Origin of the sequence: Methylobacterium persicinum (assembly GCF_022179525.1) — a bacterium.
Lineage (GTDB): Bacteria > Pseudomonadota > Alphaproteobacteria > Rhizobiales > Beijerinckiaceae > Methylobacterium > Methylobacterium persicinum.
On sequence record NZ_BPQX01000037.1, the window covers coordinates 135,086 to 158,848 of the forward strand.

General features: G+C 67.3%; 18 protein-coding genes, 1 tRNA gene and 1 pseudogene. 10 read left to right on the plus strand and 10 right to left on the minus strand.

Annotated elements, in window-relative coordinates; genetic code table 11:
• Positions 1-3: 3 nt before the first annotated feature.
• Positions 4-153, minus strand: a complete 150-nt coding sequence (locus MFF22_RS16735; RefSeq protein ID WP_238250111.1) for a histidine kinase — start codon at positions 151-153, stop codon at positions 4-6.
• A gap of 271 nt (positions 154-424) precedes the next feature.
• Here MFF22_RS16735 and aroB point away from each other — a divergent pair.
• From aroB to MFF22_RS16755, 3 genes and pseudogenes are all read left to right on the plus strand, one after another.
• Positions 425-2,148, plus strand: a pseudogene (gene aroB / locus MFF22_RS24900) (3-dehydroquinate synthase).
• Between the two features lie 78 nt (positions 2,149-2,226).
• Positions 2,227-2,301: transfer RNA gene (locus tag MFF22_RS16750), tRNA-Thr, on the plus strand.
• Between the two features lie 249 nt (positions 2,302-2,550).
• Positions 2,551-3,624, plus strand: a complete 1,074-nt coding sequence (locus MFF22_RS16755) for a DUF2778 domain-containing protein (RefSeq protein ID WP_238250114.1) — start codon at positions 2,551-2,553, stop codon at positions 3,622-3,624.
• A 42-nt stretch (positions 3,625-3,666) separates the two neighbouring features.
• On the opposite strand, the gene mdcB is transcribed toward MFF22_RS16755, so the two are convergent.
• From mdcB to MFF22_RS16770, 3 genes are all read right to left on the minus strand, one after another.
• A complete protein-coding gene (mdcB, locus tag MFF22_RS16760) occupies positions 3,667-4,500 on the minus strand; it encodes a triphosphoribosyl-dephospho-CoA synthase MdcB (protein ID WP_238250115.1) in 834 nt (277 codons plus the stop codon).
• A 305-nt stretch (positions 4,501-4,805) separates the two neighbouring features.
• Positions 4,806-6,839 (minus strand): OmpA family protein, encoded by a 2,034-nt coding sequence (locus MFF22_RS24855; RefSeq protein ID WP_238250116.1) that lies wholly within the window; start codon positions 6,837-6,839, stop codon positions 4,806-4,808.
• A 70-nt stretch (positions 6,840-6,909) separates the two neighbouring features.
• Entirely contained in the window at positions 6,910-8,016 is a 1,107-nt protein-coding gene (locus MFF22_RS16770; RefSeq protein ID WP_238250117.1) for a DUF2865 domain-containing protein, read from the minus strand.
• Between the two features lie 159 nt (positions 8,017-8,175).
• Here MFF22_RS16770 and MFF22_RS16775 point away from each other — a divergent pair, with 159 nt between their 5' ends.
• A complete protein-coding gene (locus MFF22_RS16775) occupies positions 8,176-8,697 on the plus strand; it encodes a CreA family protein (protein ID WP_238250118.1) in 522 nt (173 codons plus the stop codon).
• Positions 8,698-8,709: 12 nt separating this feature from the next.
• Here MFF22_RS16775 and MFF22_RS16780 read toward each other — a convergent pair whose 3' ends face one another.
• Positions 8,710-9,057, minus strand: a complete 348-nt coding sequence (locus MFF22_RS16780) for a hypothetical protein (RefSeq protein ID WP_238250119.1) — start codon at positions 9,055-9,057, stop codon at positions 8,710-8,712.
• Positions 9,058-9,366: 309 nt separating this feature from the next.
• Between MFF22_RS16780 and cysS the strand changes: the two genes are divergently transcribed.
• Complete coding sequence (gene cysS, locus MFF22_RS16785) at positions 9,367-10,749, plus strand: cysteine--tRNA ligase (RefSeq protein ID WP_238250120.1); 1,383 nt, start codon at positions 9,367-9,369, stop codon at positions 10,747-10,749.
• Positions 10,750-10,774: 25 nt separating this feature from the next.
• Positions 10,775-11,530, plus strand: coding sequence for a trypsin-like serine protease (locus MFF22_RS16790; protein ID WP_238250121.1), 756 nt, complete (start codon positions 10,775-10,777; stop codon positions 11,528-11,530).
• A 183-nt stretch (positions 11,531-11,713) separates the two neighbouring features.
• Here MFF22_RS16790 and MFF22_RS16795 read toward each other — a convergent pair whose 3' ends face one another.
• Complete coding sequence (locus MFF22_RS16795) at positions 11,714-12,505, minus strand: outer membrane protein (RefSeq protein ID WP_238250122.1); 792 nt, start codon at positions 12,503-12,505, stop codon at positions 11,714-11,716.
• A 368-nt stretch (positions 12,506-12,873) separates the two neighbouring features.
• Positions 12,874-13,575, minus strand: coding sequence for a response regulator transcription factor CtrA (ctrA, locus tag MFF22_RS16800; protein ID WP_238250123.1), 702 nt, complete (start codon positions 13,573-13,575; stop codon positions 12,874-12,876).
• A 426-nt stretch (positions 13,576-14,001) separates the two neighbouring features.
• Here ctrA and fliI point away from each other — a divergent pair, with 426 nt between their 5' ends.
• The 3 genes from fliI to MFF22_RS16815 all read left to right on the plus strand — a co-directional run bounded on the left by fliI (position 14,002) and on the right by MFF22_RS16815 (position 17,023).
• A complete protein-coding gene (gene fliI / locus MFF22_RS16805; RefSeq protein ID WP_238250124.1) occupies positions 14,002-15,354 on the plus strand; it encodes a flagellar protein export ATPase FliI in 1,353 nt (450 codons plus the stop codon).
• 59 nt (positions 15,355-15,413) lie between these two features.
• Positions 15,414-15,821 carry a flagellar export protein FliJ gene (gene fliJ, locus MFF22_RS16810; protein WP_238250125.1) on the plus strand — a complete coding sequence of 136 codons (408 nt, stop codon included), beginning with the start codon at positions 15,414-15,416 and terminating at the stop codon, positions 15,819-15,821.
• Positions 15,822-15,955: 134 nt separating this feature from the next.
• Positions 15,956-17,023 carry a lysylphosphatidylglycerol synthase domain-containing protein gene (locus tag MFF22_RS16815; RefSeq protein WP_238250310.1) on the plus strand — a complete coding sequence of 356 codons (1,068 nt, stop codon included), beginning with the start codon at positions 15,956-15,958 and terminating at the stop codon, positions 17,021-17,023.
• A 49-nt stretch (positions 17,024-17,072) separates the two neighbouring features.
• On the opposite strand, the gene MFF22_RS16820 is transcribed toward MFF22_RS16815, so the two are convergent.
• Positions 17,073-19,055 carry an acyl CoA:acetate/3-ketoacid CoA transferase gene (locus MFF22_RS16820; RefSeq protein WP_238250126.1) on the minus strand — a complete coding sequence of 661 codons (1,983 nt, stop codon included), beginning with the start codon at positions 19,053-19,055 and terminating at the stop codon, positions 17,073-17,075.
• A 503-nt stretch (positions 19,056-19,558) separates the two neighbouring features.
• Positions 19,559-21,706, minus strand: a complete 2,148-nt coding sequence (flhA, locus tag MFF22_RS16825) for a flagellar biosynthesis protein FlhA (RefSeq protein ID WP_370877507.1) — start codon at positions 21,704-21,706, stop codon at positions 19,559-19,561.
• 140 nt (positions 21,707-21,846) lie between these two features.
• Here flhA and MFF22_RS16830 point away from each other — a divergent pair, with 140 nt between their 5' ends.
• Complete coding sequence (locus MFF22_RS16830) at positions 21,847-22,497, plus strand: hypothetical protein (RefSeq protein WP_238250127.1); 651 nt, start codon at positions 21,847-21,849, stop codon at positions 22,495-22,497.
• 13 nt (positions 22,498-22,510) lie between these two features.
• Here MFF22_RS16830 and MFF22_RS16835 read toward each other — a convergent pair whose 3' ends face one another.
• Positions 22,511-23,746, minus strand: coding sequence for a hypothetical protein (locus MFF22_RS16835; protein ID WP_238250128.1), 1,236 nt, complete (start codon positions 23,744-23,746; stop codon positions 22,511-22,513).
• Positions 23,747-23,763: the final 17 nt, after the last annotated feature.

Sequence of the window (23,763 nt, forward strand, 5' to 3'; positions counted from 1 at the left end):
CAGTCACTTAGGCGGCTGAAGCTTCGAGGCGGGGATCGAGACGGACATCTCCCGCGGGGTGGGCTTCACGAAGGTGGCGAGGGCGAACATGCCGGCGAAGACGAGGCCGGCCAGGATCGCGATGGTGGCGAAGAAACGGAACAGGGTCGGCACGTCGGTCGATCCTCGGGCGGACGGGCGCGGGGCAGGGGGGCCGATCGGGCCACCTTGCCCGCCCGTATCGGACCGCCGGTTTCCACCATGCGAACGCGGCGCTGACAAGGCCGGCGGCGCCACAGGCCGGCGCTGAAAGCCGTGTTTCGCGCTTGCCGTGAAACGCGCTAAGAGCCACGCGCAGGAAGCGGCACGGCTGTGGCCGCTGCCGGGACGCCGTGACCGGGCGGCCCGGTCCGAGTGTCGTGTGAATCGCGTGTCGTGGGTTTCGATGAACGAAGCGGAGGCCGACGAGCCTATCGAAGCGCGCCTGCGACGGGGCCTCGGGCTCCGGTCGATCGTGCTCGTCGGCCTGATGGGGGCCGGCAAGAGCACGGTGGGCCGTCGTCTCGCCAGTCGCCTCGGCCTGCTGTTCAAGGACGCCGACAACGAGATCGAGGCCGCCGCCGGCCTGACCATCCCCGACATCTTCTCCATCTATGGCGAGCCCAGCTTTCGCGACGGTGAGGAGCGGGTGATCGCCCGCCTCCTGCGGGCCGGGCCCCTCGTCCTCGCCACGGGCGGGGGCGCTTTCCTGCGGGAAACCACCCGTGAGCGTATCCGCGAGCGCGGCGTCTCGGTCTGGCTGAAGGCGGATCTCGACGTGCTGATGCGGCGGGTCCGCAAGCGCGGCAACCGTCCCCTACTTCAGACCGAGGATCCCGAGGAGACCATGCGGGCCCTCATGGAGATCCGGCATCCGGTCTATGCCGAAGCCGACGTGGTCGTGGTGTCCCGGGACGTGGCCCACGACCGCGTCGTGGAGGACGTGATGGAATCCCTCGTCTCCTTCCTCGACCCGCCGCCCGCCCTGGCGGCCCAGTGAGCGCCCGGACCGTGACCGAACCCCTCTCCGTCCATGTCGGCCTCGACGGGGGCCGCGACTACGACATCCTGATCGGCCGGGGCCTCATCGCCGGGGCCGGCGCCCGGGTCGCCGCCCTTGGCGCCAGAGCGGCGGGGATCGTCACCGATGAGACCGTCGGCGCCCTCTACGCCGCCGGGCTTCGGGAGAGCCTGGAGGCGACCGGACTGCGCGCCGGCATCGTTACCGTTCCGCCCGGGGAGGCGTCCAAATCCTATACCCGGTTCGCCGAGGTCTGCGATGGGCTCCTCGCCCTCAAGATCGAACGCGGGGATGTCGTCATCGCCCTGGGCGGCGGCGTGGTCGGCGACCTCGCGGGCTTCGCCGCCGCCAGTCTCCGGCGCGGGGTGCGCTTCGTCCAGGTGCCGACTAGCCTGCTGGCGCAGGTCGACTCCTCGGTGGGGGGGAAGACCGGCATCAACTCGCCCCACGGCAAGAACCTCATCGGCGCCTTTCACCAGCCTCGCCTGGTCCTGGCGGATACGGCGACCCTCGACACCCTCTCCGAGCGCGAGATGCGGGCGGGCTATGCCGAGGTGGCCAAGTATGGGCTGATCGGCGACGAGGGTTTCTTCTCCTGGTGCGAGGCCAACTGGCGGGGGATCTTCTCCGGTGGCCCCGAGCGGGACGAGGCTGTGGCCATCTGCTGCCGGGCCAAGGCGGGTGTCGTCACCCGCGACGAGCGTGAGGATGGGGAACGGGCACTCCTCAACCTCGGCCACACGTTCGGCCACGCCCTGGAGCGGATCACCGGCTACGACTCGGGCCGCCTCGTCCACGGGGAGGGCGTCGCCATCGGGCTGGCACTCGCCTTCCGGTTCTCGGCGCGGCTCGGCCTCTGCGGTGGGCAGGAGGCCGGCCGCGTGGCGAACCACCTCGCCCTGGCCGGCCTGCCGACCCGGCTGCAGCAGGTGCCCGGCGGCAGTGGCGATGCCGGGGCCATCCTCGATGCCATGGCTCAGGACAAGAAGGTCCGCGATGGCGCGCTCACCTTCATCCTCGCCCGGGGCATCGGACAGAGCTTCATCGCCCCCGGGGTCGACCGGGCGGAGTTGCGGGCCTTCCTCGAAGCGGAACTCGCTGCGGCCTGAACCGCCTTCGCCGGCTTGCTTTGGACAGGTGCAGAGGCTATGAGCCTTCCGGCGTCCGGGCCCTCGGCCCGGCCGGTTGCCGGTGTAGCTCAGTGGTAGAGCAGCGCTTTCGTAAAGCGAAGGTCGGGGGTTCAAATCCCTCCTCCGGCACCACCTTCTTCCCCATTCATCATCGCGGTGCCCTGCGGGGCCGGATTGCGGCAAAACCGTGGATTGCATCGGTTCTCGCCTGAAAAGGGTCCGGTTGCAGCCCGGATCGACCACGTCCTCGCCCTGAAATCGCCCCTCCGGTTACGCTGATTCCGGCCGCGCGGGTTCTGCCCTCCCGTTCATGTCGCCGCGATTCGCGGCCGTGACACCGGGGCAGCGACCCGCTCCGCGACGAGGAGCAAGGGCGTCCCGATGACCGAACCCACGCAGCCCGCCGCCGGCCCGGAGAAAGGCCGCCGCCGTTCCTGCCTTCCGCCGCTCGGCATGCTGGCGGCCGTGGTGGCTCTGTCCGCCCTCGGCCAAGGCCGCGTCGCCGAACGGCCGACGCATCCGGCGGCGACGCCGGCCCAGGAGCATGTCGCCCTCCGGCTTCCGGAGACCGAGGCGAGTGAGGCCCCCACCACCGCCGCCATTCCGACCGAAGATCTCCTCGATCCCTGGCACAGCAACCTTGCGGGCAAGCTGTCGCGCTGGGCTTGGACCCCCGAGGCACCGGCCGCACCGGCCCAGCCCGTCGAGGAGCAGGCGACCGCCCCCGCCGCTGCAGAGGCCGAGCCCCCGCGGACGGCCATGAGCGTGCCCTTGCCCGTGCCGCGTCCGCCCGAGTTGCGCGGATCCGCCCCCGCGCCCCGCCGTGCCGCAAGGTCGGCTGCCCGACAGGAGGCCGCGCTGCCGCCCCAGCCGGCGCCCGAGGACAACCGCTCCTTCCTCGAAAAACTGTTCGGCGTGGAATCGACGCCCGCCCGGGCCTACACGGCCCTCGAGACCAAGCCGGCCGATCTCATCCCGCGTCCGCGGATCAGCCCGCCCCTGGCGCCCCCCGTGGCCGAAGGCGGGGCGGCGATCTACGATATCTCCGCCCGCATCGTCACCCTGCCGAGTGGCGAGAAGCTCGAAGCTCATTCCGGTCTCGGCGAGATCATGGACGACCCCCGCCATGCCAACGTGCGGATGCGCGGCGCCACGCCGCCGGGCACCTACGTTTTGTCGGAGCGAGAGCAGCTGTTCCACGGCGTCCGGGCGATCCGCCTGACGCCGGTCGGCGGCGCGGAGGCCGTTTACGGCCGGGTCGGGCTTCTGGCGCACACCTTCATGCTGGGTCCGAATGGGGCTTCGAACGGCTGCGTCTCGTTTCGCGATTACAACCGCTTCCTCACCGCGTACCTGAACGGCGAGATCCGCCAGCTCGTGGTTGTGCCCGGCGTCGGCGGGGCCCCGCCGAACCTCGCCAACGCCTCGGGCTCCGTCCGCATGGCGCGGAACTGACGACGGCGCCTCACGCAACTCGGGAAGGGATGGTCTGCGTTTTCAGGTCTGCGCGAGACTGTCGAGGAACAGGGTCACGGCGAGCAAGTCGGCCGAACCGCCGGGGCTGAGGCGGGCGGCCACGAAGGCATGGTGCACGGCAAGCGCCCTATCGCCCCAGCCCGCGGCGCCGACCCCGCCGGCCTCGAGGAACTCCCGCGCCGCTCCTTGAGCGTACCGCAGTCCTTCCTCGCCGCCCCGGTGGAGGAGGTTGGTGTCGTCCAGGTCCGCCATCAGCGCGAAGAGGCATTCGATCCGCGCGGCCTGGGGATGCCCCGGCGCCAGATGCCGCCCCCGCCGTAGGGCGGGAAGGCCAAGGGCGCGCACCGCCGGGAAGCCGGCCGCCGCCTCGGCCCCGGCTCCGCCGACCCCGTAGCGCAGGGCGGCCCGCCCGCCGTGGGTGATCGGGGAGGCGGGCTTCCGGGCGATCTCAGGTCCCCACAAGGCGCCGACCCGTTCGGCCAAATCCTCGGCCGACACTGCCTCGCCTCCTGCGAGGCCGGCGGCGGCGCAGATCAGCCCGAGGGAGAAGATCGCTCCCTTGTGGGCGTTGATGCCGCCGGTCGCGGCCATCATGGCTATCTCGGCCCGCAGGCCGATCCGGCGCAGGTCGCCGAGGGGGGCCCCCTCCGCCCCGGCCCGTGCCAACTCGGCGAAGAAGGGCGCAATGGCGCCCGCACTCCGCCGAAGCGTGTCCGCATCCATGTCCCGGTGGCTGCCCGAATCGACCAGGCTGACGAGACCGGGCTTCGGCCACGCCTCCAATTCGTCGATGAGGGCGCGGTGGGCGAGCTCTGCGATGTGATGGGCGCGGGAATCGGAGGCGAAGTTCGGCACGCCGTCTTCTACACGGCTTTCATCTCACACCGCCCCGCCGTGCGGCGGGAAGCGTTGAATCACGAAGCCTATCCGTCTTCGCGAGCGCAGCAAGCAATCCAGGTCAGCGGAACCTGACCGGATGTGGCGGATCCCTGGATTGCTTCGCTACGCTCGCAAAGACGGGAGACGCGGCATGATCCGAGTTTCCCCGAGAACGCTCGAGCGCCTTTTCTGTCATCCTTGGATCACAGGAAAGGCGCTAGTCCATTGTGCTTGCCGCATTTTCTGACGCCGAACCGGCGTTCGCTCTCCCCGAACACGCGCTAGCGCGGCGGCGGCGCGGCCTGACCCTGGCCGCCCCCCTGCTGCAGCAGGGGGGTGATACGGCGGACCGTCACCCGGCGGTTCTCACGGCTCGGCCCCTGGGTATTCACCTTCAGGTACTGCTCGCCATAGCCCTGGGTGGTGAGGTTCTCCGGGGGCACCTGGAACTGTTGGGTGAGCACCGTGGCGACCGACTGCGCGCGGCGGTCCGACAGGGACAGATTGTCGATGTCGGAGCCGACGGCATCCGTATAGCCCTCGATCAGGAAGACCTCCTGGGGGTTTGCGCGGATCGCCCTGTTGATGGCGTCGGCAATGACCGAGAGACGCCGGGCCTGATCGGGCGTGACGATCCACGATCCGGTGTCGAAGTTGATCGTGTCGATGTCCACCGACCGCATCCGGGCGCGCAGATCCGGGCTGTAGCGGATCTGATCAAGCGTATAGCGCCGGTCCACCGCCACGACCGGCGGCGCGGTCAGGGCCTCATAGACGAGATCCGGGTCGGCCTGATCGTACTCGACGACGTAGCGATCCCGGGGGATGCGCACATCCGGCGGCGGCAGCACCACGACGTCGTCGTAGATCGGACGCGGCGGCCCGGCATAGCTGTTGTCGATGATGACGACCTCACGCCCGTCCGCGAAGCGCCGGTAGCGCCGCACCAGCCGACCGTCGTCGTCGGTGATCGTGTAGATGCGGTCGCCGCCGGGCCGGTCGATGTAGCTGACGTAGTCGTCGCCCCGCCGCTCGTAGCGGTAGCCCCGCGGGTCGAGGTCACGGAACCGCTCATTCTCGTCGTGGCGGATCAGGTAGCCGTTGCGGTCCTGCACGATCACGCGGCCCGGCTCCCGATAGTAGGTCCGGCCGTCCGCGCTGAACTCCTGCCGGTCGCGGCGGACCTGCTCGTAATCGCGCACCTGGTCGTTCTCGCGGAACCCTCCGGGGATGTAACCCGGACGGCCGGGAGCGTTGAAATCGCCCCGTGCCGGGCCGTTGGGACCGGTGTCGTTCCGGACCTGTCCCGGTCCCTGCCCTGGCACCGGTCCCTGCCCGGGCACCGGTCCCTGTCCGGGTACAGGCGGCTGGCCCTGGCCGGGGGCCTGTCCAGGCGGCTGGAACGGCCTGCCAGGTACGCCGGGCCGCATGTTCGGCGGCAGGGGACGACCGGGCTCGGCGCCCGGTACGCCGGCGGGTCCCTGGTTGGGTTGTCCCGGCGCACCTGCCCCCGCGTTCGGAGCGGCCGGCGCACCGTTGCGCTCGCCGCCGGGAGGGGGCGCGCTGTCGAGGCGCTGGACGGGACGACCGGGGACGCCCGGGGCGGCATTGGGGGCTTGCGGCCGTGCATCGCGCTCCGGTCCACCGGGCGGCGCGCGGTCGGGGCCCGGCCGGCCCGGATCGCGGTCGCGTTCCTGCAAATTGCGATCCGGCCCAGGACGATCCGGTGTGGCCTGCGGCTGCGGACGGGGGGCGTTGGCGGCAGGCGGGGGAGCCCGATCGGGGCCGGGGCGCGCGGACGGCGGACCTTCACGATCCTCGCGGCGGTCCTGGCGCTGCTCCGGCCGCCTGTCCTCGCGATCCGGACGCTGCTCCCGGGGCGGGGCAGGGGGCTGTTGGCGATCGGGGGTGGGACGCTCTTGCCGGGGTTCCGGCGCCTCGCGGGGCTCCGGCCGTTCGCGGGCGGCGGGGGGCGCCCGCTCCGGCCGCGGCTCGGGGCGTTCGCGCGGGACCGGCGGGGCTGCGCGCTCGGGCGGGGGAGTCGGACGCTCCCGTTGGGCGGGTGGGGGCGCACGCTCCGGACCGGGGCCACGCTCCGGACCGGGGCCACGCTCCGGACCGGGCCCGCGCTCAGGGCCTGGGCCACGCTCCGGACCCGGTCGCGGGCCGCCTGGACCTCCCGGCCCGCCGGGCCTGTGCTCCTCCGGCCCGCTCTGAGCCAGAACCATGCCGTCTGGCCGCGCCGTAGCGGACTGACCCAGGGCGAGACCCGGCAGGACTGTGCCGGCGAGGAGGAGAAGGCGGAAACGCTGCATCGGCATCTCGTTCAATTCGGGCCGAACCGAACTGCACAACTGCCGAATGGTTCCCTCGCCGGGGAAGGCGTTAGGGCGTCGGGCGGCCCGGCACGGCGACGAGATCCGGGGCGATGACCCGGACGGCGATATGCTCGCCCTTCCGGATGTCCCCCTGGGAGGCCTCATCGGCCCGGGCCGCTCCCTCGCCGGGAAGCCCGGCGGGGCCTGCCTTCACGGCGTTGTTGCCATCGAGGCCGGACCGTCCGGCGGCGTCGGCGGCGAGTTCGGCCGCCGTCCTGTCTGCACGCCCGACGAGGGTGAGGCGGACCTTCGGCCGCGACAGGGCTTCTGCCTGCATCGGGGTGACGAAGATATCGCCCTTGTGCCGGACGAGCATGCTCTCGGCCTTCACCAGGGATTGCGCCCAGGTCTTGCCGTCGGGCTTGCAGGAGCAGTTCGGCACGAAGGACTTGCGGAACTTGAAGGCGTTGGCGAGGCTCGTGTAGGCGCGATTGCCCTTCACCGTGGCCGCCTGCTTCAGGGCCTCGTCGCCTTGTGGCATCGAGTAGGCCACCGCCTCCGTGCCCGGGCAGAGGGCGTGGCACATGTCGTCGGCCCCGCCGCGACCCTCGGGCAGGTTGGGCATGGGGAAATAACCGCCGTCGCAGGTCCGCACGCAGATCACCTGCCCGCCGCCCCGGGCATAGCTTTCACCCATCGGAACCCCGTCGCGGGCCGGACAGGTCCGCGCCACCAGGGCCTGCAGGTCGCGCTTTCGGCCGGAGGTGTCCTCGATTACCGCGCCGCCATAGGTGGCGTTGAGCGCGCGGATGCGCTGCTCGACCGCGCCGCATTGCGGAGGCCGCGTATCGAAAAACAGGAACTTGCCGCCCTCGCAGTTGAGGCTGCGGAAATAGGTCTGCAGCCGGCCGATCTCGTCCTGCAGGGCGCGCGTCGCGCTGGCACCGGTCTGGATGGAGGCGAGCTCGGCCCTATAACGGCGGCATTCGGGCGAAGGCAGCTGCGGCTGCGGAGCTGCCGGCTCGACCTTCGCGAGGGTGTCTCCCCCATCGGACGCCGGATCGGGCAGCGCCTCGGCCGGAACCGCGCCGAGCAATGCGACGAGCACGATTGCGGCCCTGCACAGGGCGGTTCTGAGGCACCGGCCCGGACGGGCAAACGGCGAGGAACGCATCCATGTCATCGCAGAAATCGCGCTTTGAGGCAGGGTGCGACCGCGGCGCGGTCGATTCATGAACGCTGGGGGGAGCGGCACAAACACTATCCCTCCTCGCAGTGGAGCGTCACCCCTCCTACATGCGGGTCGCCTGCTTTGAGGGGGAATTCACAGACCATGTTGTTTCGCAGTCTCACCCGGATCGGTCTTTCGGCTGCCCTGGCCGCATCCGCTGCGGCGACGGCGGTGGCGGCGCCCGATCCCGACAGGATCTTCGACAAGTCGACGGTCTGGCGCCCGCTGACGCCCAACGACAAGCTCGTAGTCTACGGCATCGACGACCCGGCCGTGTCCGGGGTCGCATGTTGGTACACCCAGCCCGAGAAGGGCGGGATCAAAGGCACCCTTGGGCTCGCTGAGGACGTCTCGGACATCTCGCTGGCGTGCCGCCAGACCGGCCCGATCCAGTTTAAGGACAAGCTGAAACAGGGCGAGGTCGTGTTCAGCGAGCGCCGCTCGCTGATCTTCAAGTCGATGCAGATCGTGCGGGGTTGCGACGCGGCGCGCAACACGCTCATCTACATGGTCTATTCCGACAAGGTGATTCAGGGCTCGCCGAAGAACTCCACCTCGGCGGTGCCTCTGGCGCCCTGGGGTACCGAGCCGGCCGCCAAGTGTGCCGACTTCATGAAGAACTGACTCTCGCCGGGTTCAGTCCTGGCAGGTGATGCGGATCGGGCGGTCGGCCGGCTTCGTGACGGCCGGCTGCTCGATCGCGCCGGTATACTCGTCGGCGGCGGCGGTGCCGTAGGAGCCGGCCGAGGCGAAGCCCTGGGACTCGCACCACGCGTTGGCGACCGTCTGGCCGCACTCGCTGCCGGGGGCGGTCAGGCAATCCGCCACGCCGTACCCGTCGCTGGAGGGGATGAGGAAGGTTTTTTCCACGTGGTTCGCCGCCATCCGGGGCGTCTCGCCGTCGCCGTCCGCGAAAGCTTGGCCGGCAAGGCCGAGAGCTATGAGCGCAACGAAAGCAAGGGATCCGGCAGCACTGCGTCGCATGGGGTTTCCTCGGTCACGGAAAGGGTGACGTGACGATCGCTGAAGGGACGGTCGGAGAGTGGGGTTAAGGAACCCTTACGGCGTTCCGCGACCCGATCGATCTTCGCCCTTCTCGAATTCCTCACGCATTTGCGTTAGCCCCATCCGGCGTCGAACACCGTCGCGGCGGTGCAACAGGCGTCGGAGGCGAGCCGGTCGGCTCGCCACGGTTTCGCCGCGCCATCGCCCGAACGCCGGTCCGCCCACTAAAAGGCGTGGCCACTTTTTGGCGGGTCGCGGCTCGGGAAGGACCGGGAGGGTCGGGGTTTCATGGCGGCGATGTTGCGGCTCTACAACACGCTGAGTGGGCAGAAGGACGTCTTCCGCCCGATCGACGCCGACAACGTGCGCCTCTACGCCTGCGGCCCGACGGTCTACGACGCGGCCCATATCGGCAATGCCCGGCCGATCATTGTTTTCGACTTGCTGTTCAGGGTGTTGCGCCACCTCTACGGGCCGGCCCACGTCACCTATGCCCGCAACGTCACCGACGTGGACGACAAGATCAACGCCCGGGCGGCGGAGCGCGGCATCACGATCCGCGAACTGACGGACGGCACCCTGGCGCGATTCCACCGGGACATCCGCGACCTCGGCATCCTCATGCCGGAGGATGTGAACCGTCCCGGGGAGGCGCCCCGGTTCATCGAACCGCGGGCCACCGATCACATTGCCGAGATGGCGGCGATGATCGAGGGGCTGGTGGCCGCCGGCCACGCCTACGTGGCGGACGGGCATGTCCTGTTCGACGTCCCATCGATGCCGGATTACGGGCGCCTGTCGAAGCGGCCCCTCGACGAGATGGAGGCGGGCGCCCGGGTCGAGGTCGCCCCCTACAAGCGCTCGCCCCTCGACTTCGTGCTCTGGAAGCCGTCCAAGCCCGGCGAGCCGGCGTGGCCGTCCCCCTGCGGCATCGCCGAGCCTGGACGGCCGGGATGGCATATCGAATGCTCGGCGATGTCCGCCAAGCATCTCGGGCAGACCTTCGACATCCACGCCGGAGGGATCGACCTGATCTTCCCCCACCACGAGAACGAGGTCGCGCAGTCGCGCTGCTGCTTCGGCACGCCCGTGATGGCCAACGTATGGATGCACAACGGCTTCCTGCAGGTCGAAGGCGAGAAAATGTCGAAGTCGCTCGGCAACTTCATCACCATCCGGCAGGTCCTGAACGACTGGCCCGGCGAGGTCGTGCGCCTCAACATGCTCAAGAGCCATTATCGCCAGCCGATCGATTGGACCCTGCGCGGGCTGGAGGAATCCAGCCGGATGCTGGACCGGTGGTACGCGACGGCCGGTGATGCCGCCCTGGCGGGCGGGATGCCGGAGAGCGTCCTCGCGCCGCTCCTCGACGACCTCAACACCCCGGCGGCCATCGCCGAGTTGCACAAGCTGACCGCACCGGGATCCCTGCGCGCGGCGGCGAACACCCTCGGCTTCCTCCAGCAGACACAATCGGAGCGCGAGACCTCGCGCGTCGCGGCCTCCGGCATTGATGTTGCGGCCGTCGAGGCGCTGATCGCGGCCCGTAAGGAGGCGCGGGCGGCGAAGGACTGGGCGGCGTCCGACCGCGCCCGCGACGCCCTCGCGGCGATGGGCGTGGCGGTGAAGGACAACAAGGACGGCACCACCACCTGGACCGTCGCCGGCTGAGCGCGGATTACTCGGGAGCACGCATTTGCCCATCGTCGGTAGGGGCCGCCTTCTTCTCGCGGCGGTCATGGCGGTCTTCACGGCTTCCCCCGGACACGCCATCGACGGCGGGTCGGTGGCGGGCGGTGATGCCCTCGCCCAGGCCACGGTCGGCCTCGGGACGATCACCAAACCGGAGGACGCGCTGCGTCTCACCCGCTGTTCCGGCGTGCTGGTCGCGCCGGATCTCGTGCTGACCGCGGCCCACTGTGTGAACGGCGATCCCCTCGGGGCGCTCGTCGTGTTCTTCAAGGGCGGCAACCCGATCCGGCCGGTTTACGCCGCGAGGGTCGCGGCCCGTTACAGCCCCGATCCCGGCGAGATGCAGCCGAATGCGGCCCCGGACATCAGCATCGCCGACCTCTCCGTCGATCTCGCGGTCCTGCGCCTGACCGAGCCGGTGCGCGGGCGCCGCCCCGTGCCGCTGGCGAGCGACCCGAGCCGCGTGCCGAAGCACCTGCGTTTTGCGGGCGCCGGTCTCTCGCGCACGGGCGTCGGCCGCCTGCGCACGGCGGGGCTGACCCCGGTGGCCTCGACCAGCACCGGTCTGACCATCGCCCGCGTCGATGGCGGCGGCCGGATCTGCCTCGGTGATTCGGGTGGCCCCGTCGTCGCGACGGACCGGGGCGGCACTTATGTCTGGGGCGTGGCGAGCGCGGTCATCTCGCAATCGGCGCCCTGCGGCAGCTACGTGATCGTCGCCCCGGCGGCGCAGGTGTTCGCTGGGGGAGGGGAGCGATAGCCCGCGTCCGGACGCTTCGGCCCGCGGATGCTTCGGTCCGGCGAGCGGCCAATCCCTAGCCCGGAGGGGCTGGCTGATTGCGTCGTCAGATCAACGTCGATGCTGTTTCGATAGAGTCAGATAGTCCCATGCGGAATTTCCGCATGGGACTACCTATTGCTTAACAAGCGTGAGCAGCAAGTTCTAGAGATCGCTGAACTTATAGTTCAGCCCGGCATGGATCAGGTTGCATTCGTTGTGCACCTTCGACCGCAGGGTATCGTCTACCTTGGTGGTCCGCTGACCGAGATCGTAGTGCAGGTATTCGACGCGGATCGAAACAACATGTCCCGCGCTTTCCAGCTGCGGCAGCGCGTACTCAATGCCGCCGCCGGCGGCGTAGCCGGTCTGAATGCCGCTCAGCCGGAAGTGCTTCTTCGTGCTGGAGTCGACATCGATGACCTTGCCATCTTGATACGTCGTTTCGGTCGAAGTGTAGGTGCTGCGGGTCCGAACGTCGGGAAAGACCAAGCCACCCGTTCCGTAGACGAGGAAGCGGTCGAATGCATATCCGGCCCGGCCGCGGACAATGAAGAGAGCGTCGGTTGAAGATTCTCCGACGTAGCGATCGGCGTCAATGAAAGACATGCCGGCTTCATTCGGCGTGGTCGGGTTGGAGGTGTGCTGCGTGCGGCGCTTCCGATCAAGGCCGACATAATCGGCATCGGCCTCGATACCGAGAACGACGCCGTTGCCCGGGGTGAGCTGATAATTGTAGCCGATCTGGCCGCAACCGGCGAAATTGTTGCTGTTCAACCTGACCTTGTTGGCGTTCAAGGCGCTGAAGGTCGAGGCCAGATCGGTGCTCTTGTTCGCGATGCTGTCGCGGCCAAGGGCGTCGCCCGCGTTCACACCGGCGTAGAAGCCGGTCCAGGCAAAAGCCGGTTGGGTAAAGATCGGCGGCGGAGCAGCGCGGTACGGAAGATCAGCAGCCAAGGCATTCGACGCGAAAATTGCAGCTACAACCAGCGATAGGGAAAGTTTTTGCTTAATTATTATCTTTTTTCTCGGCCTAATGATGCGCAGAATGGGCCCTTATAGAGCTTAATATGGCATAGAATGTTGCACCAATGCCTTAGTATAGGAATTTAAACCAAGATAATATTTTGAATTAGGCCAATTTTATATGAGTTTGGGGAATATTGAAAAAATAGAATTGAAAGAATAGTCGCGGCGCGCACTTTAATCTTCAATAGTGACTAGGCAGTGTTGACGGCCAAAAGCTTTTGCCGTTCCGCACATGAAAAAACCCCGCCGGCCGAGGCCGACGGGGTTTGAGGGTTCTGGGTGGAGTGTGAGGCGAATCAGACCGCCATGCGCTCTTCGCCGTCCATCGGCTCGCGCAGCACGTAGCCGCGGCCCCAGACGGTTTCGATGTAGTTCTTGCCCTGGCTGGCATTCGCCAGCTTCTTGCGCAGCTTGCAGATGAAGACGTCGATGATCTTCAACTCGGGCTCGTCCATGCCGCCGTAGAGATGGTTGAGGAACATCTCCTTGGTGAGGGTTGTGCCCTTCCGGAGGGAGAGGAGTTCCAGCATCTGGTACTCCTTGCCGGTCAGGTGGACGCGGGCGCCGCCGACCTCGACGGTCTTCTGATCGAGGTTCACGATCAGGTCGCCGGTGGTGATGACCGACTGGGCATGGCCCTTGGACCGGCGGACGATGGCGTGGATCCGCGCCACCAGTTCGTCCTTGTGGAAGGGCTTGGTGAGGTAGTCGTCGGCGCCGAAGCCGAGGCCCTTCACCTTGTCCTCGATGCCGGCGAGACCTGACAAAATCAAGATCGGCGTCTTCACCTTCGCGACGCGAAGGTTGCGGAGCACCTCGTAGCCCGACATGTCGGGCAGGTTCAGGTCGAGGAGAATGATATCGTAGTCGTACAGCTTGCCGAGGTCGATTCCCTCTTCGCCAAGGTCTGTCGTGTACGTGTTGAAATTTTCGGACTTAAGCATCAATTCGATGCTTTGCGCGGTTGCGCTGTCGTCCTCGATCAGAAGTACCCGCATCGTCGGTCCCCAGCCCAGCCGGCCGTATCAGTGCGCGCACACGTCCCCGTCGACAGCCTGCCACCGGCCTGTGGACAGGCGCCCCACCGCTCTTGACGTGAAACGCTATGAGTTAATCGTTAACAAAACCTGATTCCCGCCCGCAAGCTCTTACTTGCGCAATCGCCCAGCTTGGCCGGAAATTTTTCCCCGCCCGCCCTGGGTGAGACGCCGGAACGCCCCTCCGATTGCCGCGGGTTTTGCCTGCGACCCGTACTTAAGTGCTTCGGCCGCAACGATCCGGCGCTGGGGTGTGTCCCGTCCGCAACACTCCCCCGGCATTGCGTGGGGGAGGGAGGCGGACGAAGGTCCCGGCACCGGGCCGCTACAAGCCCGATGACCGCAGTGTTAAGGAGGCGGGTAAACGAACCGTTGAGGGCGAGGCCGTTGGCGAACGAGCCGGCAAGATTAGTGACTTCTTTGTCTGCCGGCCTCGGCGGCCTCGAACGGGTCGAGACCCTTCAGACATATGGGCGCGTGGTGGCGATCCGCGGCCTTCTCGTGGAAGTCGCCGGGCCGGTTGCGGCCATGCGCCTGGGCGGACGCCTCGATATCGAAGGATCCGGCGGGGAGGGGACGATCCCCTGCGAGATCATCGGCTTCCAGGGGGACCGGGCGCTGGCGATGCCGTTCGGCTCCCTGGAAGGTGTGCGCCGGGGCTGCCCGGCCTTCGTTAAAGACGAAGCCGCCGGAGCGATTCGCCCCTCCGGCGCATGGCTCGGCCGGGTGATCGACGCCCTCGGCCGCCCCGTGGACGGCCTCGGGCCCTTGCCGCAGGGGCCGCAGATCTACCCCCTCCGGGCCGATCCGCCGCCCGCCCATGCCCGCCAAAGGGTGGGGCCTCCCTTGGATCTGGGCATCCGCTGCATCAACACCTTTCTTACAATGTGTGCCGGGCAGCGCATGGGCATCTTCGCCGGCAGCGGTGTCGGCAAGTCGGTGCTGCTCTCTATGCTCGCGCGTTACACCGCCGCCGACGTGGCCGTGATCGGCCTCGTGGGCGAGCGCGGCCGGGAGGTTCAGGAATTCCTGCAGGACGACCTCGGCGCGGCCGGCCTCGCCCGGTCCGTCGTGGTGGTAGCGACCTCCGACGAGCCGGCCCTGATGCGCCGCAACGCCGCCTACGTCACCCTCTCCGTCGCTGAGCATTTTCGCGATCAGGGGGCGAAGGTCCTCTGCATGATCGATTCGATCACCCGCTTTGCCATGGCTCAGCGGGATATCGGCCTCGCGGCAGGGGAGCCGCCGACGGCAAAGGGCTACACCCCCACCGTCTTCTCCGAGTTGCCGCGCCTGCTGGAGCGGGCCGGGCCGGGCACCGGGGCGGGCACCATCTCCGCGTTGTTTACCGTGCTGGTCGAGGGTGACGACCACAATGAGCCCGTCGCCGACGCCGTACGCGGCATTCTCGACGGCCATATCGTCATGGAGCGGTCGATCGCCGAGCGGGGCCGCTATCCGGCGATCAACGTGCTCCGCTCCGTCTCCCGCACCATGCCCCGCTCCTGCGATCCCGCCTACCTGCCGGTGGTGCGCCGGGGCAGGCGGATCCTGTCCACCTACGCTGACATGGAAGAGCTGATCCGCCTCGGGGCCTACCGGGCCGGTGCGTCCAAGGAGGTCGATGAGGCGGTCGCGCTCATGCCAGATCTTGAGGCTTTTCTGGGGCAGGGTAAGGAAGAAGCAACGTCCATCGGCGATGGTTACGCACGGCTCGCCCAAATCGTCGGGGGAGCCTGAGAGAGCAGCGCATCGGGCGACGAAGGCCGGGGCGCACCGCGTGGAGTGAGCGTCCCACAATGAAATCGCGTGACACGCTGATCCGCCTGCGCCGCTTCCAGGTCGATGAGAAGCGTCGCCGCGTGACGCAGATCGAAATGATGATGGCGGACTTTAACCGCATGGCGACCGAGCTCGATCGGGAAGTCGCCATGGAAGAAGCCCGCGCCGGGATCACCGACGTCGGCCATTTCGCCTACCCCACCTACGCCCGCGCGGCGGCGACCCGGCGCGACAACATGCGGCAGTCGGCGCAGGCCCTTGAAGGCCAGCTCGACGAGGCCAAGGCCGAACTCGGGGAAGCCTTCGAGGAACTCAAGAAGGTCGAGATCCTCGACGACCGGGAGCGCTCGGCCGAGCGCGCCGCGGAATCCGCTAGGGACCAGGCGGCGATGGACAGCATCGGCCTGTCACGCGCTCGCGCGTGAGTTGAGCCGCCGCAGGGTTTGCACGAAACCGTCACGATCGGCTGACAAGGGAGCGCGCGACCGGCCGGGTCAGGCCGGGTTGCGGCGCGCCGGATAGTGGCGCATCAGGGGCTGTTCCCGAGGCGTCGGTGTCCATGAAGAAGCTCAGCGAGTTCATCTGGCCGATCATCGGCCTCGCGGCCGTCGTGATATCGGGCTATTTCCTCTATCAGGAACTCAAGACCACCTCGATTTCGGCCATCGGCGACGCGATCCTGGCGATCCCGCCCCACCGGATCGTCCTCGCGGCCCTTTCGACGCTCGTGGCCTACGCCGCCCTCGCTTGGTACGACCGGATCGCCCTGCTGCATCTGGGCGTGAGCCACATCTCGTGGGTCTTCGTGTCGCTCTGCTCGTTCACGACCTACGCGCTGTCGCACAATATCGGCGCCTCGGTCTTCTCGGGGGCCCTCGTGCGCTACCGAGCCTACACGGCAAAGGGCCTCACGGCGGCGCAGGTTGCGGTTCTCGTCGCCCTGTGCTCCTTCACCTTCTTCCTCGGCACGGTGCTTCTCGGCGGCATGACGCTGGTCATCGATCCGAATCTGCTGAGCCGGCTCGACGGGAAGCTGCCCGGGTTCCTCACCGACCCGAAGACCGCTCTCGTCGTCGGCGCGTGCATGCTCGGCTTCGCGGCGCTCTACGCTATCGGCTCGATCCTGCACATGCGGCCGCTGCATATCCGCTCGTTCAAGCTGGAGTACCCGCGCCCCGGCATCATGGTGCGGCAGTTCCTGGCGGCTCCCCTCGAACTCCTTGGGGCGGCCGGGATCATCTATTTCGCCCTGCCGGACGCCATGAATCCCGGCTTTATCCCGGTTCTGGCGATCTTCCTCGCCTCGTTCTCGGTGGCGCTGGCCTCCCATGCCCCCGGCGGCCTCGGCGTGTTCGAGATCGTCTTTATCACCGCCATGCACATCACCGACGTCGCCCAGAAGGATGCGGTGATTGCGGCGGTGATCGTGTTCCGCATCTTCTACTTCTGGATTCCGGCGCTCATCTCGATCGTCGTCGTGGTGGCGTTCGAACGGTCGCGCCTCGCTGCGGCGATCGGCACGGCGGCGCATCCGCGGCCCCCCAAGCCCGTGCCGGATGCCCCCGTCACGGTGCCGGGTCTCGACGCGCGGGAAATGGAACGGGACCTGAAGCGGAAGATCGTCTGATCCCGCTCCCCGGTTCCTGACCGGGCGTCCCTGAGGCCGCCCGGTCCCGTCAGGCGGCGGAGGCGATGGCCGGCGAGATGCGCTTGCGGGCCTTCTTGTCCTCTGTGCCGCTGACGAAGGCCTGGGCCTCTTCCTTGCGCTCGAAGACATGCGGCGCCACCCCCCGGCGGGTCAAAGCCTCCTCCATCTTGAGGCGGAGGAAGGCGCTCGTCGCGTAGCGGGTGGTCGCGGCGTAGTAGTTCGCCTGCAAGTACTGGACCATGCCGGCATAGTCATCGAACAGGTTCTCATTGAGTCGGAAACCGTCATGGTTGATGACGGTGTTGACCCGCTGGCCCGCCTTCCGGCACGCCTCGACGATGGTCATGCGCAAGTCATCCATGTCGGCCTTCACCCGGCAATACCAGCCTTCCAGGTTGACGAAGAGGATGTTGCGCTCACCATCGTAGCTGACCCGCGACTTGAGATCGAGGTTCAGCAGATCGGAGATCAGCTCCATCGGCTCCTCGCGGAAGATGCGCGGGTCCATCGGCACCGGATTGCGAACCACCGGGGAGAAATCCATGTGGGCGAGGATATCGCGCTCGATGTCGATGCCGGGGGCGACCTCGATCAGTTCGAGCCCCTCCGACGTCAATTGGAAGACGCAGCGTTCGGTCACGTAGAGCACCGGCTGCGAGCGGTGGACGGCATAGGGCCCTGAGAAGGTGTTCTGCTGGACCTGGGTGACGAACTTGCGGGCCTTGCCCTCGCTCACGATCCGGACCTGCCCATCCTGCACGGCGATCTCCAGACCGCCGGCCGTGAAGGTGCCGGCGAAGACCACGCTGCGGGCGTTCTGCGAGATGTTGATGAAGCCGCCGCACCCGTTCAGCTTGCCGCCGAACTTCGACGTGTTGACGTTGCCGGCCGCGTCGCACTCGGCCATGCCGAGGCAGGTCATGTCGAGGCCGCCGCCGTCGTAGAAATCGAACATCTGGTTCTGGTCGATGATGCAGTCGGCATTCGTGGCCGCGCCGAAGCTCGACCCCGAGGCCAGCACCCCGCCCACCGCCCCGGCCTCCGTGGTGAGGGTGATGTAGGGTGTGATCTTCTCCTCGTTGGCGACCGACGAAATGCCTTCCGGCGCCCCGACGCCGAGGTTGACCACGCCGTTCGGCGGCAGTTCGAAGGCGGCCCGCCGGGCGATGATCTTGCGCTCATTCAGCGGCATCCGCTTGATGCCGGTGACCGGTACGCGGATCTCGCCGGCAAGCGCCGCATCGTGCATCACGCCGTAGTTCATCCGGTGCATCTCCGGCTCGGCGACGACCACGCAATCGACGAGGATGCCCGGCACCCGCACGTCCTTGGGCAGCAGGTAGCCGTCATCGACGATGCGCTCGACCTGGGCGATGACGATGCCGCCATTGTTGCGGGCCGCCATCGCCTGGGCGAGGCAGTCGAGGGTCAACGCTTCCTTCTCGTAGGAGAGGTTGCCGGAGGGATCGGCCGAGGTCGCCCGGATGAAGGCGACGTCGATCTTCGTGGCCGTGTAGAACAGCCATTCCTCGCCATCGACCTCCACCAGCTTGACGATGTCCTCGGTGGTCAGCTCGTTGACCTTGGCTCCGCCGTGGCGCGGATCGACATAGGTTTGTAGCCCCACCTTTGAGAACAGGCCCGGCTGCCCGGCGGCGCAGGCCCGGTAGAGCTGCGAGATCACGCCCTGGGGCAGGTTGTAGCCGCGGATCAGGTTGTCCTGGGCGGCCTTCGCGACCTTCGGCATGCGCCCGAAATTCGCGGCGATGACGCGGGAGAGCAGTCCCGGATGGTGCAGCCGGCCCGTGCCGAGGCCTTTGCTGTCGCCGGCCCCCGCGGTCATGATCAGGGTCAGGCCCCGCGGCGAACCCGTTTCGACGAAGCGCTTCTCGAGGGCCGCATGGAGGGCCTCCGGGATGCAGCTTTGCACGAAGCCCGTGGTGGTCACCACATCGTTGGCCCGGATCAGCGCGATCGCCTCGTCCGCGGAGATGACCTTGTTCTTCCTCATCGCGCTCGCGGTTCCCTCTGAAGTTCGGATCGTCGGCCGTGACGGGTTAGGGCCGCTTCCGAACTACTTGTGGCTGGGAGGTGCAACGCCTGAAAGGTTTCGGATGCAGCGCTGGTTGCGTTTTGAATGCAGTTCTTATTGCATTGCATCAATATTGCGGCATTGCACACTGCCAAAGGCTTGAATGCGATGATAGACCGAAAACGGCCTCCTATGCTGCATAAAAACTCTTTGGGGGACGCTGATAAAAATTGCGCCGCTGGACAGTCCAGCGCGAAGCGGCCCGAGGGTTCAGGATCAGGCGGAAAGGGGGGCAGCCCGCTTCGATCGGCACCTGCTTAGCGTTTTCCGGGACACCTGGATCCCGTCATCTCCACGGTCATTGCAAGCAAGGCGAAGCAACCCAGGGATCCGCTCACTTCCGAGATGTCCCACGGCCCTGGATTGCTTCGCTCCGTTCGCAATGACGGAAAGCGCGGGATCCAATGTTTTCCGAAACCGCCCTAGATTGAGCCGACAGTCCTGAGCCGTGCCCGCGGATGGATCTCCGCTTGGCTCATCACCGGGGTCTCCCGGCGGAATCGCTCGATGATCGACCGGACGAAGGGCCGGGCCTGGGCGGAGGTCACGAGGACGGGCATCTCACCCATCCGCGCCGCCGTCTCGAAGCGGTCGCGGACCGTGTTGACGAATTCGGAGAGCTTCGACGGCTGCATGGCGAGGTGGCGTTCCTCGCGTTCGCCGATGATCGATTCGGCGAAGGCCTGCTCCCAGGCCGGCGACAGGGTGATGATCGGCAGGGCCCCGTCCGGCCCCTGATACTGCGCACAGATCTGGCGGCCGAGGCGGGCGCGGACGTGCTCGACCACGTCCCGGGGATTCTTCACGGCGCCGGCGACCTCGGCGATCCCCTCGATGATGGTGCCGAGGTCGCGGATCGAGACCCGCTCCCCCAGGAGGAACTGCAGCACCCGCTGGATGCCGGTGGTGGAAATCTGCGACGGGCAGACCTCCTTCAGTAGGTCGCCGTGCTCCTTCGGAAGCTCGCGCAGGAGTTTCTGGACCTCCACATGGTTCAGGAGCTCCGAGACATGGACCTTGATGACCTCGGTCAGATGGGTGGAGACCACCGTCGCGGCATCCACGACGGTGTAGCCCTTGAGCTGGGCGTCGTCGCGCAGGGACGCGTCGATCCAGGTGGCGGGCAGACCGAATGTCGGCTCCAGCATGTGCTGGCCGGGCAGCTGGACCTGCCCGCCCATGGGATCCATGGCCATGAACTGGCCGGGGAAGATCTTGCCCGTCCCGGCCTCGATCTCCTTCACCCGCACCACGTAGGCGTTGGCGTCGAGCTGGACGTTGTCGAGGATGCGCACCGAGGGCATCACGAAGCCGAGTTCCGATGCCAGCTGGCGGCGCAGGGCCTTGATCTGGTCGGTAAGGCGGTCCTGGCCCTCTCCGTTCACGAGGGGCAGCAGGGCGTAGCCCATCTCCAGCTTGAGGTCGTCAAGCTTCAGGAGTTCGGTGACCGTCTCTTCCTTCGCCGCTGCCGCCGCTGCCGCACTCTCCACGGGCTTGCCCTCGGCATCGACGACCGGCGCGGTCTTCGCATCTTTGTTGAGCTTCCAGGCCGCGTAGCCTGCGCCGCCGCCGAGGAGGACGAAGGGCAGGATCGGCATGCCCGGCAGCAGGCCGATCAGCAACATGACGACGGCGGACATGCCGAGCGCCTTGGGGTAGTGCGCCAGCTGCTTGCCCAGCGCCTTGTCGGCGGCGCCGCGCACACCCGCCTTCGACACGAGGATGCCCGCCGCCGTCGAGACGATCAGGGCCGGCACTTGGCTCGCGAGCCCGTCGCCGATGGTGAGCAGGGTGTAGCTCTTGGCGGCGTCGCCGAAGCTCAGCCCCTGCTGCGCCACGCCGATGATGATGCCGCCGATGACGTTGATGAAGGTGATGAGCAGCGCCGCCACCGCGTCGCCGCGGACGAATTTCGACGCGCCGTCCATGGCGCCGAAGAAGGACGATTCCTCCTCGAGGGCGGCCCGGCGGGCCTTGGCGGCCTTTTCGTCGATGAGTCCGGCGGAGAGGTCGGCGTCGATCGCCATCTGCTTGCCGGGCATGGCGTCGAGGGTGAAGCGGGCGGCGACCTCCGCGATGCGCCCCGAGCCCTTCGTGATGACAACGAAGTTCACGATGATCAGAATCGCGAACACGATGATGCCGATGACGAAGTTGCCGCCCATCACGAAGTGGCCGAACGCCTCGATGACGTGGCCGGCCGCGGCGGTCCCCTCATGCCCGTGGCCGAGGATCAGGCGGGTGGAGGCGAGGTTCAAGGAGAGCCGCAGCATCGTCGCGATGAGCAGCAGGGTCGGGAAGACCGTGAATTCGAGCGGGTTGTCGATGGACAGGCCGACCATCATGATCAGCACCGACATGATGATCGAGACCGCAAGCAGCAGGTCGAGCAGGACCGACGGCAGCGGAAAGATCAGCACCGCGAGGATGCCCATCACGCCGGTGGCGAAGAGCAGGTCGGAGCGCTTCGACAGGGCTTGCAGGTCGCCGCGGGTCGGCAGCGCCAGCTGACCGAGCATCGCTGCGGCGCCGCTCATTCCCCCGCTGGCCGGCGTGGCAGCCTCGCTCATCCCGTTCTCCCGCCGGGCCAAGCCCATCCACCGGGCAAGATTTGCCGGGTGGATGGTTAGCAGGCCGTTAACCGCGAGCGCGCGCGCCGGAACCGCGGGACGGTCCGGCGCTTGATCGGGCGAGACCGGAGGGAGGCACCATGACCGAACGCGCTGTCACGGCCCTGTTCGAACGCTATGCGGATGCGGAGACGGCCATCGAGGCCATCGAGGCTCTCGGAATATCCCACTCGGACGTCGCGATCGTCGCCAGCCATTCGCCCGACGCGCCGGACGTTTCTGCCCCGGGGACCGCACCCATCGCGGGCGAGGCCGAGGCGAACTCCACCGGCACCGCCGGCACGGGCGCGACGGTCGGCGGGCTGATCGGCGGAGGCGCCGGGCTCCTGGCCGGACTGGGCCTGCTGGCCGTGCCGGGGCTCGGGCCGGTCGTGGCCGCAGGCTGGCTTGTCTCCGCCCTCACGGGAGCGGGGATCGGCGCCGCGGCGGGAGGCCTCGCGGGCGGCCTGACCGGGGCTGGCATGACTGAGGCCGAGGCGGCAGCCTACGCCGAAGGGGTCCGCCGGGGCGGCACCCTCGTGACCGTGCGTTGCCCGGAGGGGCGTACGGACCAAGTGATCGGCGCACTCAAGGGCGCGGGGTCGATCGATCTCGACGAGCGGGCCCAAGGTTGGCGCGCAGAGGGCTGGACCGGAGGCACCGCCGGCACTGCCGCCGGACCGGAGGGTGAGGGTCGGCAGGCCGGGACGGCCCCTGCGCCGAATCAGGTCTTCGGCGGCACCCGCCACTGACGGCGCCGACCCTTCACTGTGACATGGCGTGCCGGTCGGATAGGATCCACGCGATCTTGCACATCTGACCCGGCAGGCTCTCGGTCAGGATCTGGATTTCATCACCCGGCATCAGCTCCGTCTCGATCCATTGGCTCATGTCCCTCTGGATCGTGACTTGCTGCTCTCCAAGCCTGATCTGCGTCCGGATTGGGCCTGGAAGACCCGATAGGGTCATCACGGTGATGACCAGCGGGGTCAGCGGCCGCACCGCCCGCAAGGTCATGGAATGGTTGCCCGTCGCGATGACGGTCACGCTTTCGCCATCCTGAAAGGCGTGACCGGTCGAGCCGTCCTCGCAAAAGATCGACCCAATCTCGAGGCCTATCGTCTCGATTGTGTCCGAGAAATGCCGCGGCGGAGTTGGTATGGCGATCTCCGATAACGCCTTTAGGGCAAACACTCTGCCATATTGCAAAGCTCGCATGGGACGGTTGGTGTAATAGCGCCAACGATTCAAAAACCGTATGTCATACGTCATGTGCAGCCCGCGTATCGGGCCTTGCTCCGACATCAGGACGAATTGGCCATCGGGATCTTGAATCTCAGTCACACCATTTTTGGTAACGAAATTCTGCGTTTCAGGAAGTAACGCAACGCGATCTTCAGCCGCCCAGAGGTGCAAGAAGCACGTATCCGTTCCATAAGTGCGCTTAAAGTCGATACCGATACGCTGCTGGCAAGCTTTCAAATGATTGCCGAAATTACGCCATGCTGCGGTGGTGCCTGCCACGAGCCCCGCTTGCAGAGCGCTACCGTGTCGACTCAGGACTTCCCTGCGCACACGGGCGGCATTGTGACCCCTTTCGGGGCCGATCAGCGGTTCTGTGATGAAGTCGCAGAAGTATGCGTCTCGACAGACCAAAAGGTCGTCGCCATCGACACAATCGAAAAGATCGAAGGTTTCGCTGCAAAACCAAATGTCGGCATCGTAATTCGCTAGTTTCTTGAGCGTGGGCTCACGCGTGGCTAGCTTCGCGACCTCGACGAAACGACCTGTCGGCAAATCGTGTTCGGTGGCTTCGATGACTTCGATCGATTGTCGGCGCAAAATGTCGATCTTGTTCGCCGAGAGGCCGAAGCTGATGACGATTAGCCGACCATTGTAGTCGGTCTGACGGAGAGACAGGATGAACGGGACGAGCATCTCGTACCATGCGCGGTCCCTGTCGTTGATGGCCACACAGACCGCATGGTCACCGGCACTCATCTTAGTTCACCGCTACA

Bases quoted from the DNA above. Each gene is read 5' to 3' on its own strand.
- ctrA (WP_238250123.1), bottom strand. From the start codon at position 13,575: ATGCGGGTACTTCTGATCGAGGACGACAGCGCAACCGCGCAAAGCATC.
- flhA (WP_370877507.1), bottom strand. From the start codon at position 21,706: ATGAGCGAGGCTGCCACGCCGGCCAGCGGGGGAATGAGCGGCGCCGCA.
- MFF22_RS16835 (WP_238250128.1), bottom strand. From the start codon at position 23,746: ATGAGTGCCGGTGACCATGCGGTCTGTGTGGCCATCAACGACAGGGAC.
- MFF22_RS16755 (WP_238250114.1), top strand. From the start codon at position 2,551: ATGACCGAACCCACGCAGCCCGCCGCCGGCCCGGAGAAAGGCCGCCGC.
- fliJ (WP_238250125.1), top strand. From the start codon at position 15,414: ATGAAATCGCGTGACACGCTGATCCGCCTGCGCCGCTTCCAGGTCGAT.
- MFF22_RS16775 (WP_238250118.1), top strand. From the start codon at position 8,176: ATGTTGTTTCGCAGTCTCACCCGGATCGGTCTTTCGGCTGCCCTGGCC.
- MFF22_RS16780 (WP_238250119.1), bottom strand. From the start codon at position 9,057: ATGCGACGCAGTGCTGCCGGATCCCTTGCTTTCGTTGCGCTCATAGCT.
- MFF22_RS16820 (WP_238250126.1), bottom strand. From the start codon at position 19,055: ATGAGGAAGAACAAGGTCATCTCCGCGGACGAGGCGATCGCGCTGATC.
- cysS (WP_238250120.1), top strand. From the start codon at position 9,367: ATGGCGGCGATGTTGCGGCTCTACAACACGCTGAGTGGGCAGAAGGAC.
- MFF22_RS24855 (WP_238250116.1), bottom strand. From the start codon at position 6,839: ATGCAGCGTTTCCGCCTTCTCCTCCTCGCCGGCACAGTCCTGCCGGGT.
- MFF22_RS16815 (WP_238250310.1), top strand. From the start codon at position 15,956: ATGAAGAAGCTCAGCGAGTTCATCTGGCCGATCATCGGCCTCGCGGCC.
- MFF22_RS16830 (WP_238250127.1), top strand. From the start codon at position 21,847: ATGACCGAACGCGCTGTCACGGCCCTGTTCGAACGCTATGCGGATGCG.
- MFF22_RS16770 (WP_238250117.1), bottom strand. From the start codon at position 8,016: ATGCGTTCCTCGCCGTTTGCCCGTCCGGGCCGGTGCCTCAGAACCGCC.